The 15,677-nt window shown below is 42.3% G+C and carries 19 protein-coding genes; 3 read left to right on the forward strand and 16 right to left on the reverse strand.

Annotated elements, in window-relative coordinates:
* Positions 1 to 119 precede the first annotated feature (119 nt).
* The 14 genes from D0469_RS17575 to D0469_RS17635 form a co-directional block, all read right to left on the reverse strand.
* A complete protein-coding gene (locus tag D0469_RS17575; RefSeq protein WP_117328022.1) occupies positions 120 to 890 on the reverse strand; it encodes a sporulation protein in 771 nt (256 codons plus the stop codon).
* 251 nt (positions 891 to 1,141) lie between these two features.
* Entirely contained in the window at positions 1,142 to 1,312 is a 171-nt protein-coding gene (locus tag D0469_RS17580; RefSeq protein WP_117328023.1) for a YozD family protein, read from the reverse strand.
* Between the two features lie 105 nt (positions 1,313 to 1,417).
* Positions 1,418 to 2,119: a hypothetical protein gene (locus D0469_RS17585; protein WP_117328024.1), complete on the reverse strand. Its 702-nt coding sequence runs from the start codon at positions 2,117 to 2,119 to the stop codon at positions 1,418 to 1,420.
* 235 nt (positions 2,120 to 2,354) lie between these two features.
* On the reverse strand, positions 2,355 to 2,576 hold the full coding sequence (locus D0469_RS17590; protein ID WP_117328025.1) for a YozE family protein: 222 nt from the start codon (positions 2,574 to 2,576) through the stop codon (positions 2,355 to 2,357).
* 349 nt (positions 2,577 to 2,925) lie between these two features.
* Positions 2,926 to 3,117: a hypothetical protein gene (locus D0469_RS17595; protein WP_117328026.1), complete on the reverse strand. Its 192-nt coding sequence runs from the start codon at positions 3,115 to 3,117 to the stop codon at positions 2,926 to 2,928.
* A gap of 118 nt (positions 3,118 to 3,235) precedes the next feature.
* Positions 3,236 to 3,511, reverse strand: a complete 276-nt coding sequence (locus D0469_RS17600) for a YokU family protein (protein WP_117328027.1) — start codon at positions 3,509 to 3,511, stop codon at positions 3,236 to 3,238.
* Positions 3,501 to 4,958 (reverse strand): lysine 2,3-aminomutase, encoded by a 1,458-nt coding sequence (kamA, locus tag D0469_RS17605; protein ID WP_117328028.1) that lies wholly within the window; start codon positions 4,956 to 4,958, stop codon positions 3,501 to 3,503. The genes D0469_RS17600 and kamA overlap by 11 nt, the downstream gene beginning before the upstream one ends.
* Positions 4,959 to 5,127: 169 nt before the next feature.
* On the reverse strand, positions 5,128 to 6,567 hold the full coding sequence (locus D0469_RS17610) for a sigma-54 interaction domain-containing protein (protein ID WP_117328029.1): 1,440 nt from the start codon (positions 6,565 to 6,567) through the stop codon (positions 5,128 to 5,130).
* A 485-nt stretch (positions 6,568 to 7,052) separates the two neighbouring features.
* A complete protein-coding gene (gene ablB / locus D0469_RS17615) occupies positions 7,053 to 7,898 on the reverse strand; it encodes a putative beta-lysine N-acetyltransferase (protein ID WP_117328030.1) in 846 nt (281 codons plus the stop codon).
* Positions 7,895 to 8,068 carry a hypothetical protein gene (locus D0469_RS21215; RefSeq protein ID WP_158553561.1) on the reverse strand — a complete coding sequence of 58 codons (174 nt, stop codon included), beginning with the start codon at positions 8,066 to 8,068 and terminating at the stop codon, positions 7,895 to 7,897. The genes ablB and D0469_RS21215 overlap by 4 nt, the downstream gene beginning before the upstream one ends.
* 16 nt (positions 8,069 to 8,084) lie before the next feature.
* Positions 8,085 to 9,356 (reverse strand): peptidase, encoded by a 1,272-nt coding sequence (locus D0469_RS17620; RefSeq protein ID WP_117328031.1) that lies wholly within the window; start codon positions 9,354 to 9,356, stop codon positions 8,085 to 8,087.
* A 38-nt stretch (positions 9,357 to 9,394) separates the two neighbouring features.
* The gene (locus D0469_RS17625) at positions 9,395 to 10,060 is read right to left on the reverse strand and encodes a 3-oxoacid CoA-transferase subunit B (RefSeq protein ID WP_117328032.1); all 666 of its coding nucleotides are present in this window, start codon (positions 10,058 to 10,060) and stop codon (positions 9,395 to 9,397) included.
* On the reverse strand, positions 10,039 to 10,740 hold the full coding sequence (locus D0469_RS17630; RefSeq protein ID WP_117328033.1) for a CoA transferase subunit A: 702 nt from the start codon (positions 10,738 to 10,740) through the stop codon (positions 10,039 to 10,041). Before D0469_RS17630 ends, D0469_RS17625 begins: the two co-directional genes overlap by 22 nt.
* Before the next feature lie 14 nt (positions 10,741 to 10,754).
* Complete coding sequence (locus D0469_RS17635) at positions 10,755 to 12,110, reverse strand: aspartate aminotransferase family protein (protein WP_117328034.1); 1,356 nt, start codon at positions 12,108 to 12,110, stop codon at positions 10,755 to 10,757.
* Positions 12,111 to 12,425: 315 nt separating this feature from the next.
* Here D0469_RS17635 and D0469_RS17640 point away from each other — a divergent pair, with 315 nt between their 5' ends.
* The gene (locus tag D0469_RS17640; RefSeq protein ID WP_117328035.1) at positions 12,426 to 12,608 is read left to right on the forward strand and encodes a hypothetical protein; all 183 of its coding nucleotides are present in this window, start codon (positions 12,426 to 12,428) and stop codon (positions 12,606 to 12,608) included.
* Positions 12,609 to 12,694: 86 nt separating this feature from the next.
* Here D0469_RS17640 and D0469_RS17645 read toward each other — a convergent pair whose 3' ends face one another.
* Both D0469_RS17645 and D0469_RS17650 read right to left on the reverse strand, forming a co-directional pair.
* On the reverse strand, positions 12,695 to 13,144 hold the full coding sequence (locus D0469_RS17645; protein WP_117328036.1) for a hypothetical protein: 450 nt from the start codon (positions 13,142 to 13,144) through the stop codon (positions 12,695 to 12,697).
* Positions 13,145 to 13,270: 126 nt separating this feature from the next.
* Positions 13,271 to 13,399, reverse strand: a complete 129-nt coding sequence (locus tag D0469_RS17650; protein ID WP_117328037.1) for a YjcZ family sporulation protein — start codon at positions 13,397 to 13,399, stop codon at positions 13,271 to 13,273.
* A gap of 434 nt (positions 13,400 to 13,833) precedes the next feature.
* Between D0469_RS17650 and D0469_RS17655 the strand changes: the two genes are divergently transcribed.
* Both D0469_RS17655 and D0469_RS17660 read left to right on the forward strand, forming a co-directional pair.
* Entirely contained in the window at positions 13,834 to 14,937 is a 1,104-nt protein-coding gene (locus D0469_RS17655; protein WP_117328038.1) for an SGNH/GDSL hydrolase family protein, read from the forward strand.
* 28 nt (positions 14,938 to 14,965) lie between these two features.
* Positions 14,966 to 15,538, forward strand: coding sequence for a DUF502 domain-containing protein (locus tag D0469_RS17660; protein ID WP_117328039.1), 573 nt, complete (start codon positions 14,966 to 14,968; stop codon positions 15,536 to 15,538).
* Positions 15,539 to 15,677 lie beyond the last annotated feature (139 nt).

Here is a 15,677-nt window from a genome sequence, read left to right on the forward strand (position 1 = left end):
ATGACCTCGAGGGGCTGGGCGCTGGAGCTAGACATCTGTAGTTGTTAAAAAAGTTATACTTCTTATCATTCAAAAAAGGCTTCGCTGCAGCGAAGCCTTCCGTGAATAAAACTTTCTCGTTAAGCGTGAGCCCTAATAATGGAATCGAGCTTATTTTTCATATTGGAAATATCCGATGTACTCAGTACTGTCCTTACCTTTGTTTCATCCATTTCCAGTGCTTGTGCAAACAAACCAGCCAGCCCTCTTGCTTTACGGTCGACTTCCAATAGGACTTGCACCTCATTCTCTGATTCCCGGAAGAATACAAGCTCCAATTCATCAAGCCTTCCTCGATACGGTCCGCTAACCGGCACAAATTCAAATTCCTGCACAAATGGATACCTTCTTCGCAGACGGTGAGGTGCTTCCTCACAATCGGCATTCTTCAGTTTAAAACCAAGCTCCGTCAAGGACAGAAGTACGGAATGAAGCAAGGCATCAGGCTGGACGTGGATGAAGTCCTCATCAGTGGGATCTACTGCATTCTTGATATCCAGCCCTGTGGATATCCATACCTTTGTTTTGCCATAGGTTAAAGGTGTATCAAGCGGCAGCCGCAATTGAAAAGGAATTTCTTTTTTCATATTCGGAGCCACTTCAAATGGTGCAGTTAAGCGAAAGGTTTCGAAAACTGCTGTTTGTTTAATCTTTTTGTCATCATGCTCACGGATATATGTAGTAGCAAGTTTAAGGTGAATCTCTTCAATTTTTTGGGCGATATTCCCTCCCTGTACCTCCACAACTCCCTTAACATAATCACCGGGATAAAAACGGTCTTTCTCCAGACGTGTGTCTACCTTCGCACTTCCGATGCCAACACTCGCCAGCATCTTATTAAATAATGTCATTCTGTTTCCCCCTTAAAAGAAATTACTAATTCTCAATTATATACGAATAAACCTTTTAAAGGTTTCACGGCAAAACTGCCATAATAAAACGACGGTTGCACCGTCGTTAATAAGGGAAACATTAACTGGCATTTTTTTGTTTCTGGAGTTTAATCCTGGCTGCTCATCTCAATCCCACAGTTGCTAATGAAGTGTTTGCCAGGGCTCTGATAGGTTATGATACTTCCTCCGCTCAGAAGCTTGCCTGCTTGTCACTCATCCATATCCTCGTCGATGATGCACTTTTCAATCAGGTACTCGAATGTAATATCCGCAAGTTCTTCCAATTCGTCGTTGGAAGGTATATATCCCCTTCTAACAAGCTCTTGAAAGAAAAATTCAGCTATTTCTTCTGTGTCTATAAAAACCTCAATTTCCCGCATATCATCGCCCCCTTTGTTAAAGGTGTATGAAGACTTGGATAAGTTTATTCCACTCTTGGAAACCATTCCATTTATTAAAATCACTATTGAGACACGTACCTGATTTTAGTTTCCAGCATTCTTTTTATTTGGATAGAGCTCATCAGCTATTTTTTTAATTTTCATAACTACAAGGTTCATTACATGCTTAAACTCATCATCGCCAAACCATTTATATAGAATAGAATAGTCGTTATATAAATCAAGCAATCCATCAATTAGCTGTTTTTTTTCCTCTGTCTGCTCCATCCGTTCTGCCTCTTTTTTAAGCTTTACAACAGGAAGCTTATTTATCTCTTTTGTTACTGGTTTTTGGTTGATTGGATGAAGAAGCCCCAGCTTCTGAATTATATTATCAGCTCTTTCGGCATCAGCTATAAGAGTCATTTCTTCCTCGTGTGCTTCCAGCCATTCACCATCAGTAATCCTGGAAAGTTCATAAATAACATCTTCCCAGGCGTTTTCTTTGTAGCGCCAAATTTCAGTTCTGAACCCCACAACTTTAAAGTAATCCTGGCCATAACCTTCTACTTTTACTAAATCACCAAAAAAGAATTTATATTCAATATCAATATGCTCCTTAACCTCACCCTCGAACTCCGATATATGCTGAAGGGTGTTTTCCATATATAGTCCGTCACTGAAATTTACTTCGTACACATAAGTCTCATTAATGAATTTCACATCGGTAATCTTTCCGACAGTTCCATACATCGTGATAACGACTGTGTCATCTTTTTTAAATTTTGGCATTTTCTTTTTCCCCATTTTTACATCCCCTCGGGCACTGTTCATGAAGTTTAAGTATGATAGTATATGCAAAATGTACGATACTCGCCATTCAACTTGAACCTATTGGGTGGTGGAATGTCCGCAGAAAAAACTGTTTGCACGGCACCCAAAGTAAAACATTACAAGAAATGATTTTTTTCTGTTATAAGGAAAAACGCCAGAGATGAATTAATCCCGGCGTTTTTTTATTTTTAATAATTTTATAAAATTTTTAGGATTGTTCATGCTGTAGATATAGATCCCAGGCATGGTCAAATGTAGCCATATTATTTATATAATGTCCGTTCATCTCAAGATAGCTGCTGATTTCATGGTAATCAGCGGATTGCTTAGGAAAAGAATGATCTGTATATGCTTCGTTCGCAAATCTGGCGAGTTCAGACTTATCATCCGGCTGACGGTATCTCATTAAAAAATGGTAAAACGATTTCAAATCCCAAGCCCCCTATGCGTTATACGCTCCAGCATCATATGCCAGCCTTTCTCAAAATCAGCGGTCATAAGCCAGCATACGTTCGCAATGTTTTGGTTATTAATATAACGGAAGAATCAGGATTCGTCTACCGGCAATCCCGTTACCTATCTCACCAATAAAAAAGGACATTCTCCGTATGTATAATTGGAGTATGCCCTTAATTTAAAGATACGAAAGTATTTATTTATTACGAGTAGAGATATTCCAGTTCCAGCTTCCAGCAGCCTTTTTGATCTTAGGGCGGAAATTGCACCTATAAGTTGATGCACAAGCGTCCAGCCGAAAGAATCGTCGGGCAGAGCTATCCTTATTGCCACCTGCCGTCCTTTGACATTTCCATTAAAGCCCAAATAACATTAAACATGAGAATCGCTATTGTCACCGGTACCGCAAATAGCCAGTTTTTCCCATATTTTTCTTTGATAATGCCTACATAATAACCGCACAAAAATAATACAAACATCGCAGCAACCATCATAATAACCAATGCAATATACAACCTGTTCACCCCTCTATTCCTTTACTTTCCTTAAATATATTTTATAAAAGGAGACTTCGGGAGAACTGGACTTGAACATTTTGTGAATATATGAAAAAACATTTGAAAGAAAATGAACTTAAGAAGAAAAATCAAAATAATTCTTCTTTAGCAGTCGTGGCAATGCCATCAGCTCTTCATAACTAATTGTTTTTACTATCTTTTTTGTATCTATTAAAAACAGCTGATCCTCAATAGCTTTCGTTATTTGATCTGTCTGATAGGTCATTCCACATCCCATGCAGAAGACAGCGGGTGTTCCGGTTATTTCAATAGCCCTGGTTCCGTCCGGGAGTTCCCAATATACTGTATCTTGCCCTTTCCGTGCCTTACTTCCACACCAATCACATATCATCTTCGTCCCCGCCTCCTTTTGTATTTTTTGAGGTGCTGACAGTATCAGCTTTTTGGTCTACTGATGGCTTTCTCTGCTGTGCCAGATATTTCTTCTCCTTCATTTCATCCCGTTTTTCCCGTTTATCTTTCAGGGAAATATGAGAAGGATCTTCCTTATACTTATGGCGTCTATCCAAACGCTGCAGATCTTCCGGTATTAAGTTGAACCTTGTTTCATTCATCACGGCAGCAATTCCTGTGTTCGATTTTTCATTCCCATAATCTGGGTATATTTCTTTAAAATAGTCCTCGGCACGACCGGCAACATAGTTTTCGGGCTCTGGATATGAGGTAATAACGCCCTCAAAGTTTCTTAAAATGACTTTATCCGGGCTCTGCGAAATCAGGTAGTTTGGCTGAAGGGCGATTTTTCCTCCGCCGCCTGGTGCGTCTACGACGAAGGTAGGTACGGCATATCCCGAGGTGTGTCCGCGAAGCCCTTCGATAATTTCAAGCCCTTTTGAAACAGGAGCCCTGAAATGGCTGATGCCCTCCGATAGGTCACATTGATAAATATAATAGGGTCGGACACGAATTTTCACTAAGTCATGCATGAGTTTTTTCATGATGGCAACACTGTCATTGATCCCTGATAGAATGACAGATTGGTTGCCGACAGGAACACCGGCATTTGCAAGCATTTCACAGGCTTTTTTCGATTCTTCGGTAATTTCAATGCTGGTATTGAAATGGGTATTCAGCCAAATAGGATGATATTTCTTTAATATATTGCACAGATTTTCCGTAATTCTCTGTGGAAACACTACTGGTGCCCGAGTCCCTATCCGGACTATTTCTACATGGGGAATTTCACGGAGATTTTTTAAGATATACTCCAGTATTGTGTCATTGATAAGAAGGCCATCACCACCGGAAATCAGCACATCCCTGACCTGAGGGCTTTCCCTGATATACCCTATGGCAGCATCAAGCTGCTTTTTCGGAACACCCATGCCTATCTGGCCGGAAAAACGCCGCCTTGTGCAATACCTGCAATACATGGAGCATTGGTTCGTAACGAGGAAAAGAACCCTGTCCGGATAGCGGTGAGTCAGTCCAGGCACAGGGGAGTCCTCATCTTCATGCAGCGGGTCTTCCATATCATATTTTGTTTTATACATTTCCTTAGAAATAGGTACAGATTGCATCCGGATCGGGCAGCGCGGGTCGTCGGGATTCATTAGTGAAGCATAGTAAGGAGTAATATTAAGGGGAATTGTTTTGACCGATATCCTGACTCCTTCCTCTTCCTCTGCTGTCAGGTTAATTATCTTCTTTAAATCATCAACCGTCCTGATTGTGTTGGTCAGCTGCCATAGCCAGTTGTTCCATTGTTCATCAGTGACATCCTTCCAAAGTTCGAACTCCTTCCAGTGCTTTTTCGGTTTATATAAATCATGCAGCATGTCGATTCCCCCATTAGGTTTGTTACTTATATCTAATGCAAGATTCGCGCCAATTGTTTACCCTTATACATATAAAAATACAGACAGACCTAATACTCTACAAAATAAAAAAGGCCGTTCAAACGATATGTTTGAATTAGCCGTTCATGACCTGCTTGCAGGTATCGTGTTATCTTTTCGGATCATTTTCAAGCATTTTTTGCTGAAAATCCCCTTCCATGCCATGCTTTGCAAGCTTATACTGGAGCGTTTGGCGGGGAATGCCCAGCAGCTTCGCCGATTGCAAAATATTCCCTCTTGTTTCAAGCAGTGCTTTGTTTATCAATTCAAGTTCAGCCGCACGGAGCGCATCTCGCAGAGAAGGAAATCCTTCTGTACCAACTTGCTTTTTTCCCTCTGCAGTAAATGAACCGGGCAATTCATAGGCAGTAAGCACGTCAGAATCACATACATTCATCATGTATTCAATCGCATGCTTCAGTTCCCTTACATTGCCGGGCCAGTGGTAACGGGCGAACACAGCAGAAACTTGGTTATCTGCACCTTGTATTTTCAGATTGAGCTTTGTATTAAATTGGGATATGAAGTGCTTTGTCAAAAGCAATATATCAATTGGACGCTGCCTTAAAGGAGGAAGCTCGTAACGCAAAACATTCAGTCTGAAAAACAAGTCAGATCGGATGATCTTTTTTTCTAGTGCTTCTTCGGGCGGTATATTCATGGCAGCAATCACCCGTACATCCACCGGAATGCTCGCGGCCCCGCCTACCCTCCTTACCTGGCCATCCTCCAATACCCGAAGCAGCTTTGCCTGAAGCTCAACAGGCATGGAATTTAGCTCATCAAGGAATAAGGTGCCTCCGTTTGCTAACTCAAATAAGCCTGGCCTGTCCAAAGCCCCCGTATAACTCCCTTTTGAGGTTCCGAATAATAAGCTTTCAAGCAGAGATTCTGGAAGGGCGGCACAATTCTGAGCAATAAACGGCCCCTTTCTTCTAAAAGACTCATTGTGGATACCCTGTACAAAAAGCTCTTTTCCTACACCGCTTTCCCCATATACAAGCACAGGAGAGGATGTTCTTCCCGCTTTTTTTCCTCGCGAAATCACGGTCCTGAATCCAGGATCAGCCGTAATAATCGACTCAAATGTATAAATTGCACCGTTGTTTTGACTCTTCGGCTTTTCTTTCCTTTTTATTTTGCTTTCAAGGTCAAGAAGCCTTTCAGAAAGTATCCGCAGGCGCGAATAATCTTTGGCAATTTCAACAGCCCCGATCAATTCTCCTTTAACATATATGGGAAGGGTCGTGTTCATTGTTTCCGCTTTTTCCCCGTGAAGATTAAGATACGATTGGCTTTCATGGTAAATTGGCTTGCCCTTGTCGATGACCTGAAGAAGTGTGGAAGATTTTCTGGTCAGGGAAGGAAATACTTCAAGCAGCGGTTTCCCGAGCACTTCATCAATTTTCATCCCGTCAAGACGGGCCGCTACTTCATTATAAAAAATGGTTTTTCCCTGTAAATCAATTACATGGATACCTTCGTCAATCGATTTTAAAATCGCTTCCAAAACCTCATGCGTAATAATTAAATTTTTTTCCGGCACCATCCCACTCCTTGCTTAACAAAATAAGAAATGTACAGTTTTTTAAACAAGTACAGATGTCTAGCTCCAGCACCCAGCAACTTTTTTTACGAAGTAAAATAAAGCCCCTCGAATGTTGTGATCAAATGCCGTCACAACCCTTTGTTGCGATCAAGTACCATCGCAACCTTGGTTATAAGCCAATCACTTCTGAAGGCAAAAAGCGCCTTCTGCAGCGTTGTCTTATGCTTGTCGGAGGCCCACATGATGTGGGTCAGAACGGGCGTTGCCACAGGACGTGGCGACCTTAGCCGTTCTTCCGCTTCCGCTGCCACGATGTACTGGCGTCGACGTTTGGCACAGGACGGAGGTTGAAATGGCCTTAGATTTCAACCCTGCCAGTACTTAGTCGACGGTCCTCTGCTAGGGCGCTTCCGCTTTTCTATACTTGTTTACATATATATGAGACACTGCCGGAAAATTGTCACTTTTCTGCCCGATTTTCGCCATCATTTCGGATTTTTTACCCACACATTCATATCTTCCAGGCTGCTAAAAATATAACAGTTGTTTGCGAGCCGGCCACCATACAGATACCCGAGCTGATGCAGAGCTGCATTCATCCCGAAGGACAGGGAGCGGGCAATGGAATACGTACAAAAAATCCCCATTTGCGACAGTTCTTGTTCCAGGCCTGCGATAAGGAGCTTCATTAAGCCAAATTGCCGGTGTTCTGGCAAAGTTGCACAGTCTGTTATTTCCGCATTGAAGTATGTACGGTTAATTTCAGCTGAAGCAGCGCTGATGATCTGATTGTTGTACTGGTAAATGTAAAAAACGGTATCTCCTTCCATTACCTCGCGAATATAATCAGGGCTGTTCATAGGGACTGGATAAACTTGAAATACGCTCATATAAAGATCTGCAAGCTGCGGTGCATCAGACAAGTCCGCCTTTCTGATTGCGTATTCAGCAGGAGGAATGGCCATAGGTCCCCCTGATGGGAGCTTCTGAACATTTTTTACGATTTCATCTTCCTTTAACCAATTCAGGCTATCCCGACGAACTGCTTTAAAATACTTAACGAAAAAATAGGCATCACTTCCGGCAAAATATTTTGCTATTACCGCTTCCAGAGCAAATCCGGCCGATACCAATTGATTCAAATTTTCACTTCTCGCTTTAAAAATTAGTTTTTCCGCACCGAGTTGTTCCGCGAAACGCAAAGCTTCAATCAGACATCGTCCAAAATGGCCACGATAATCATCTACCCTCACCCGCTCATTAAAAGGGTCGAGATAAATGTCTATAGTATAATCAGGGCCATGCACTAGTTTATGTTCAGATTTTTTCATAACGTTGTGCAAGTAACAATGGCAGAATCCAGCCTATTGACTCCATTGCCCCCAAACACTTTAACAGTATTAAAAGGGCCCCTCTGAACATTTTTCCCCTTACTTTGTTGCGATTCCCTCGATTTCAGACTATAAGTTTCCTTTAATGCAATCGATTTTGCCCGGTTCATTATTCCTTCCCTCCTCTTATTTAACTCCTGCTTCCCCACACCAATCAATTAAGGTGCAGGCAATGATTTCTGCAGACTTAAAGATTTTACTGATTTCGATGTATTCATTTGCATCATGTGCTACAGCAGTTGTTCCGGGACCAAAAACAACGACAGGAGTGTCACCGATATTCGATAATAGCCCTCCGTCCGTTCCCCATGGAGAGGCTTCAATTATTGGATTGTCACCTAAGACAGAAGTATAGTTTTTTGACAGTGCTTCCATTAGAGGATGCTCCAGCTCAAGGCTTCCAGGGAGCCATCTTGCACCGAACCATTGCAGTTCGACCGTCTTTGCGACAAACCATGGATCCTCACTGTTTAGTCTGCTGATGCATTCTTCAAGATCTTGTTCAGCTTCCTTAACCTTTTCAATTGGGGCAATGCCCATCCTGCCTTCGATTACTGCTACATCAGGAACAGAGGACGGCCAGTCACCGCTTGAAAATTTCCCGATATTAATCGGTATCGGGATTGGAATATTTTTATAAAGCGGGTGGTTCAGCCTTATATTTCGTGCCTTTTCAAGCCGCTGTAACTCAGCGATAACCTTCATTGCCTGTTCAATTGCACTGACACCCTCATATCTTGTGCCGCCATGGGCAGACTTGCCTTTTACTGTGATTCTGAACCACATCGACCCCTGCTGCAGAGGGAACAGCTTCATATTGGTCGGCTCCGGAATGATTGCACCGTCTGCCTTATAACCGCGCAAAACGGTTGCCAGCGTACCAGCTCCCCCGCTTTCTTCTTCAATCACACTTTGGAAAATGACATCGCCCTTAAGATCAATCCCATTGGCAATGAGTGACTCAAGGGCAAGCAGCAGTGAAGCCGTTCCGCCTTTCATATCTGTTGATCCTCTCCCGTAAACCCTGCCATCCTTGACTATTCCGCTAAACGGATCATCGTGCCAATCTTTCAGATTTCCCTCCGGCACAACATCTATATGGCTATTTAAAATAATCGATTTCCCCCCGCCCTTTCCGGGTTTTACCGCTGCCAGATTCGGATTGCCTTCAAAATGGGTACGGTCACAATGAAAGTTTGCATGGCTTTTTAGTTTATCATCTCCAATTTCCCACAGATCAATGGAGAGTCCAAGCTCCCTGCATTTTTCCACGACGATTGCCTGAGCCTTCCCTTCCTGGCCTCTCTTGCTCGGTTCCTGTACGAGCCTCTGCAGGAACTTTACGCCAGTATTTGTATTCTCACTCAGCCATTTTTTTATTTTTTCCTTACTATCCATCCAACCCCTCCTCATAAAAAGCTGAACCACTATAAATTTTAATAGGTTAATGTTCTTAGGCTTTCTGAGATTCCGAATTGTACTTCTGTTCTAACTCTTATTTCATCAACTGAATAATGGCTGAAAATATCACTCAACAGCAGACCTTCAGGAGTCACTTCGAACACAGCCATTTCCGTGATCACCATCTGTACACATGACTTGGCTGTTAGCGGCAGGGTACACACTTCCACAATTTTTGAAGAACCGTTTTTGTCACAATGATTCATGACGACGATTACTTTTTTTGCTTTTGCAGCAAGGTCCATTGCCCCGCCCATTCCCGGAACTCTTTTACCGGGCACTATCCAATTGGCGAGATCCCCAGAACCACTCACCTGTAAAGCTCCTAAAATCGTAATATCAATCTTTCCGCTCCTGATCATCCCGAAGGCAGTTGCACTATCGCAATAAGATGCTCCTTCCTGCAAGGTAACCGGATATCCGCCCGCATTGCAGAGGTTTGAATCTTCCTGTCCTTTAACCGGTGATGGCCCCATCCCGGTTATCCCATTTTCGGCATGAAACATGACCGTTTTTCCTGAAGGGAGGTGATTAGGAACAAGCGAAGGAATCCCGATTCCCAGATTGACAAGCATGCCATGCTCAATCTCCTCTGCAGCCCGTTTGGCGATTTTATTCCTTATTTCTGCTCCCAGACCCACTTCCAATTGACCCCCTTTGACGGAATAATATAGTCTACAAACACTCCCGGGGTAATGATCCCCTCCGGGTCCAGCTCCCCGAGTGGTACTATTTCTTCGGCCTCTGCAATGGTAATCTTTCCTGCCATGGCTACAAGCGGGTTGGTGTTCCTGGCGCTTTTGCTGAATATTAAATTCCCGTATGGATCAGCCTTTTCGGCATGAACAATTGATACATCTGCTGTAAGGGCCGTCTCTATCAAAAATGTTTTCCCATCCACTTCGCATGTTTGCTTATTTCGCCTTACCACTTCAACATCAGCGCCTACATCCGTCAAGATTCCCCCCAGACCCATTCCGCCTGCACGGATGCGTTCAGCAAGTGTTCCCTGTGGCGAAAACTCTATTTCCAGCTCGCCGTTTGTCATGAATTTGCCGGCATTTGGATTGGAACCTATATGGGACACTATTAATCGTTTTACCTGTTTACTGGTGACAATCTTTCCTATTCCAATATCGGGAAATCCCGTATCATTTCCAATCAGTGTAAGTTCCTTTATCTTGCTTTCGATGATTGCGTCAACCAGTCCCGGCGGCGTTCCTATCCCGCCAAATCCCCCATACATAATCGTCATGCCGTCTTTGAAAAATCGTTTAATATAATCAATTTCCGTAATTTTTTGAAAGGTATTGGCAAGCATCTGCTCCACTTCCTTTATGCTTCACTGAGATAGGAAGCGCGAATAATCGTTTCTGCCTCCTCCAAAGTTTTCCTCAGCCTGCGGACAAGCTCTTCACATTCTCTTTTAGTGATGGTCAGGGGAGGAGCGATTATTACGGCATCACCGCCTATACCTTCCTTGCCTGCTGCTGAAGGATATAGTAATAAACCGTTTTTAGCGGCTGTTTCAATGATTAAAGATGTAATCCCTGCTGCAGCTGGGAAATGTTCCTTTGTATCTTGCCTGCGGACAAACTCAATACCAAGAAGCAGCCCTTTCCCTCGAAAATCCCCGATAAACCGAAAACCAGTGAGAAGCCGCTTGATCAAACTGCTCAAATATCTTCCCGTTTCCTCCGCTTTTTCTGCTATCCGATTTTCATCAACATAATTCAATACCGCAAGTGATACTGCGCAGGATTGCGGATTGGCACTAAATGTATGTCCGCTCATAATTGATTTTGACCCATTCAGGATTGGTTCTATAACCTTTTCACTGACAACAGCGGCAGCAATCGGGGTATATCCGCCGCTCATGCCCTTTCCAAAGGCAATAATGTCAGGCTCAGCACGATAATGATCACACGCCAGAATTTTTCCAGTCCTGCCAAATCCAGTCATGACTTCATCAGCAATAAATAAAATGTCATTCTCATCGCAAATGGCTTTTATTTTTTCAAAATACCCCTCTGGAGGCGCTATCGCGGCGCCTGCTGCTCCAATAACCGGTTCAGCAATAAACGCCGCGATTTGTTCGGACCCAATCCTTTTAATAGCCGTTTCCAGCTGGGTGGCACAAGCCAGGCCGCAGGAGGGATATGTGCTGTTAAAAGGACATCTATAGCAATAAGGTGCGTCAATGGCCGGATAATCCTCCAGCAAAGGAGTAAACCTTGCCCTTCTTGCCACATGTCCTGACATGGAGAGAGCCCCAATCGTAATGCCGTGGTAGCTCATCCACCGAGAAATAATCCGGTGCTTTGTTGGCCTGCCCTTTTCCTGCCAATGCTGAATTGCGATTTTCATAGCCGTTTCCGTAGCCTCTGATCCGCTGTTTACAAAAAAGCTATATTCTAGCCTTCCCTTCGTCATCTCAGCAATTTTTTCCGCAAGCTTTTCAGCAGCTTCACTCGTAAATTGCGAGCGGTATACAAAAGAAACCTTACTTGCCTGCTCAGCCATCGCTGTAATGATTTCCTGGACACCATGACCCAAGTTTGCCGTTACCGCACCCGAGGATGCATCAAGATAATCCCTGCCTTCCTTATCAAACAAAAAGACGCCCTTCCCATGGCTAATCACCGGATAGTCAGCATCTAGCACCGGTTTAATTAAGTATGATCCGTTCATCACACACTTCTCCTCTTTTCCAGCCGTAACGCAAGCAATTTAGTAAATTGTATGTACACCTGAAAGGAATCTTGCTTAGAAAGTAAAACTTCATGATGGAAGGGCCAGGCGATATTTCAATTGACTGGAAATAGATGATCAAAAAAATAGAAGTTCTCTAACGAATTTGCTGATTAAAAAAAGTGGATAAAAGAGTTTATGATATTGACAATGTTAAAAAAACAGGTTAGCGACTAATTCAAAAAGCAAACGCCTATTTGCGGGAACGAAAGTCTGATATAATAACAAGGTTAAATTTTACTTAAAGGTGATTCTATGGCTGAAGAAACAAAAGAGTATAATGGTTATGATACAACGATTCTTTATGACTATAATGAATATCCGGACATTAAAAGCGGCCGTTGCGATAACTGCGATAATGCCCAATTTAAGAGCTCTGTAAAGAACTTTATATATGTGAGAGAATGCCGAAATTGCGGTATGAAGAAAAGTATTTGACTCTTATGTAATTTTTTCTCCTCATGGCCCCTTTCAAAAAGGATTCCTTTGAGTGCTGCTGAAAGTTCCCTTTAATCTATGTTTGCTCACTCTACAGTTGCCTTCGCTTCAATCAGCAAACCAACATAAGAACGCATGCAATTTTCATTAATAGAATTTGCATGCGTTTTATAATGGTAAGAGAATATTTTAATTGGAACATCGCTTCTGTCAGCTTTAACAGAAGCTGTTACACCGACAGGAACCGGAGCAAATGGATGTACATGGCTAAAGTTCACATTTGCAATGACAGATACCCCAGCTAATTCCCGTTTTGAAGAAATATTCTTATCCAGTGCATACTCTGTCATCCCGCTGTTTTTCAAAAATAGTCCCATCCCATCCCAAGGCCTGAATACTTCCGGAAGATGGAACAGCGACTGCAGATCCCGGTCAAAGGTCAGCGGATGACTCCTCAATAAATAGGATACAGTCTTTAATTGATGGATAAATTCAAGACCCTGCAATAGGTTTAACACACCCAAATTTACTGCCAAACCTTGTCTTCCGCACTCCCCAAGTCATTTGGCATTTACAGTTGGCTGTAGTGTAATTTCTACAACTGGCATCACACAAAGAAGACCGGCTCCAAAAGGATAGCCGGTCACTTTTTAATCTGTTTATTAATGGACGAAGGACGCACCAATAATTATTAACAGGATGAATAAAACAACGATTAACGCAAATCCAGATCCAAATCCTCCACCATAACCGCCGCCGTATCCACAGCAATATCCGCCGTATCCGTACATACTATCCGCTCCTCATCTTGTCTGAATTGAGATTACACTAATAACCTATGTAATATTTCCCTGCCCTGTCTGTGCATTCGCCCATTTCCCCAATAAAAAGTAAGTCAAGATTTCCCTTTTTTACTTTTTAACTGCTCAGCCCTCTTTCTGTTTCCAAGAGAATTGCCCGGGTCATTACCCGGAGGGAATAATTCGTTTTAAATCATAAAATCTCTATCAAAACAAAATTCTGCACTGTATTAAAAGACACACAAAGCACTTGAAAATATGCTTACTATTGCAGGCAAGATAATGTATAATTTCATATCAGTACTGTTAAAAGCGGATAGGGAATGTGCCAAAAATACTTGCTGCGGTCCAAAAAATTTGACCGATAAACGCCCACTTTCATCTGCAGAAAAACAGAGCAATAATACAACGTTGGGGGATACGAAGTGAAAAAACGTTTTTTTCTTAAGCTTCTTTCGATTACTTCAGCAGCCATGGCCATTGTCATACTTTTCATCCTATTCGGAAGCACCGAAAAAACGTATGGATTTGATAAAAATAGCAGTGTGTATGAAAAAATGAACCAAAGAAAACCGGTTTCGTATCTTGTAATCGGTGATAGCATCGGACGCGGATCCGGCGCAGAACATCCCGCAATGCGCTGGTTTAAAATCCTCGAACGCCGGTTTTTTATAGAAAATGGCATCCGCCTGAATGGTGAATATATTGTTCAAAGCGGGGCTACAGCCTTCGAAGGCCTATACAAGCTAACCAGTCATCAAGAAAATAGTCCAGTGGATTTAATTTTTATTGTGTTTGGTGAAAATGACAGAAAATATATGAATGCAGACGAATTCGGCCGTATATATGAAGCATTGATAAGAGAAGCGAAAGCATTGCATCCAAATGCGGAGCTGATCACCATAACAGAAAGCTCGCTCACCTTCGAAAATTTCGCGAAGCAAATAGCAGCAATTTCGAGCCATTATCAGGCTTCAAACATCGATATGCGCCCTGTTTTCCGGGCAAGCGGTTTTACAGCAAAGGAATTAACAAGGGATCTTGTGCATCCTAACGGCAAGGGTTATCAGCTCTATTCAGACACAATTTACAGTAAACTGTGGAATAACGCAGGAAACAGCAAGAAAATAGCTCTTCTGGCGCCACCTTTGTATGATAATAGCTTTCAGGGATTCCATGAAATAATAACACCGAACCGGCAAAACGAATTCGTTCCACAAGGTCTCTTTCTGGCATCCAATCACATCGGTGCCATTGTGGAATATGATTTTACAGGAACATTTGTAGGAGCTAAAGTATTAAGGGGACCTGCTGGAGGCATCTTCAATGTTTATATAGATGACAAATTCGTCACTTCCTTAAGCACATGGTGGCCTTTCGATAAAGAACGGGCATTATATATTGCAAGCGGCTTGGCGGACGGACCGCATAAAATACGGATTGAGGTCTCTGAAAAAAACTCACCATACACCACAAAAACTGAAACATTAATTCGAATCTCCTCTATTATTACTAACAAGACTCAGTAATTTTAGAGTTTTTGGAGGAATTGCTTGCATGAAAGTTTTACTGAAAAACTTTATTAACGGGATCCTGACTATTGTCCCTATCATTTTAGTGATATATGTGGTTTTCAAGACATTTACTTTCCTTGACAGCCTGCTGGGAAGCTATTTGCGGCCTATCTTAAAAGAAACCTATATACCTGGAATCGGTCTGGTATTAACCATTGCATTAATTACGTTGCTTGGCTGGCTATCAACGCAGCTCATTACCGGGTCACTAATTAAATTGGCCGATCGCATTTTAACACGTATCCCTATTGTCAAAACAATCTACTCATTCATTAAGGACACTGTCCATTCTTTTCTCGGCGATAAAAAGTCTTTCTCGAAAGTGGTACTCGTAACTCAGCCTGGATCAGAACTAAAAAGCATCGGGTTTATCACAACTGAAAACCTGGAGGAATTTTATAGCCCATTAAAAGAATATGCAGCCGTTTTCGTTCCGCAAACCTTCCAGGTGGCAGGCTTCACCTACTTTGTTCCAAAAGAGTTTATTGAAGTCATTGATGTAACACCAGAAGAAGCAATGAAATTTGTGCTTTCCGGCGGCTTAACAACCAAATAGTACGAATAACCCGCAAGCCAAAGGCTGCGGGTTCTATTATGCTTATTTTTAGAAGTAGCCTTAATTTCAAACATGGATAATATAGAAAAATATTACGAAAATCAAAAAAACAATCATACTTAAAACTGTACGTTCACTA

Origin of the sequence: Peribacillus saganii (genome assembly GCF_003429095.1) — a bacterium.
GTDB classification, from domain to species: Bacteria; Bacillota; Bacilli; order Bacillales; family DSM-1321; genus Peribacillus; species Peribacillus saganii.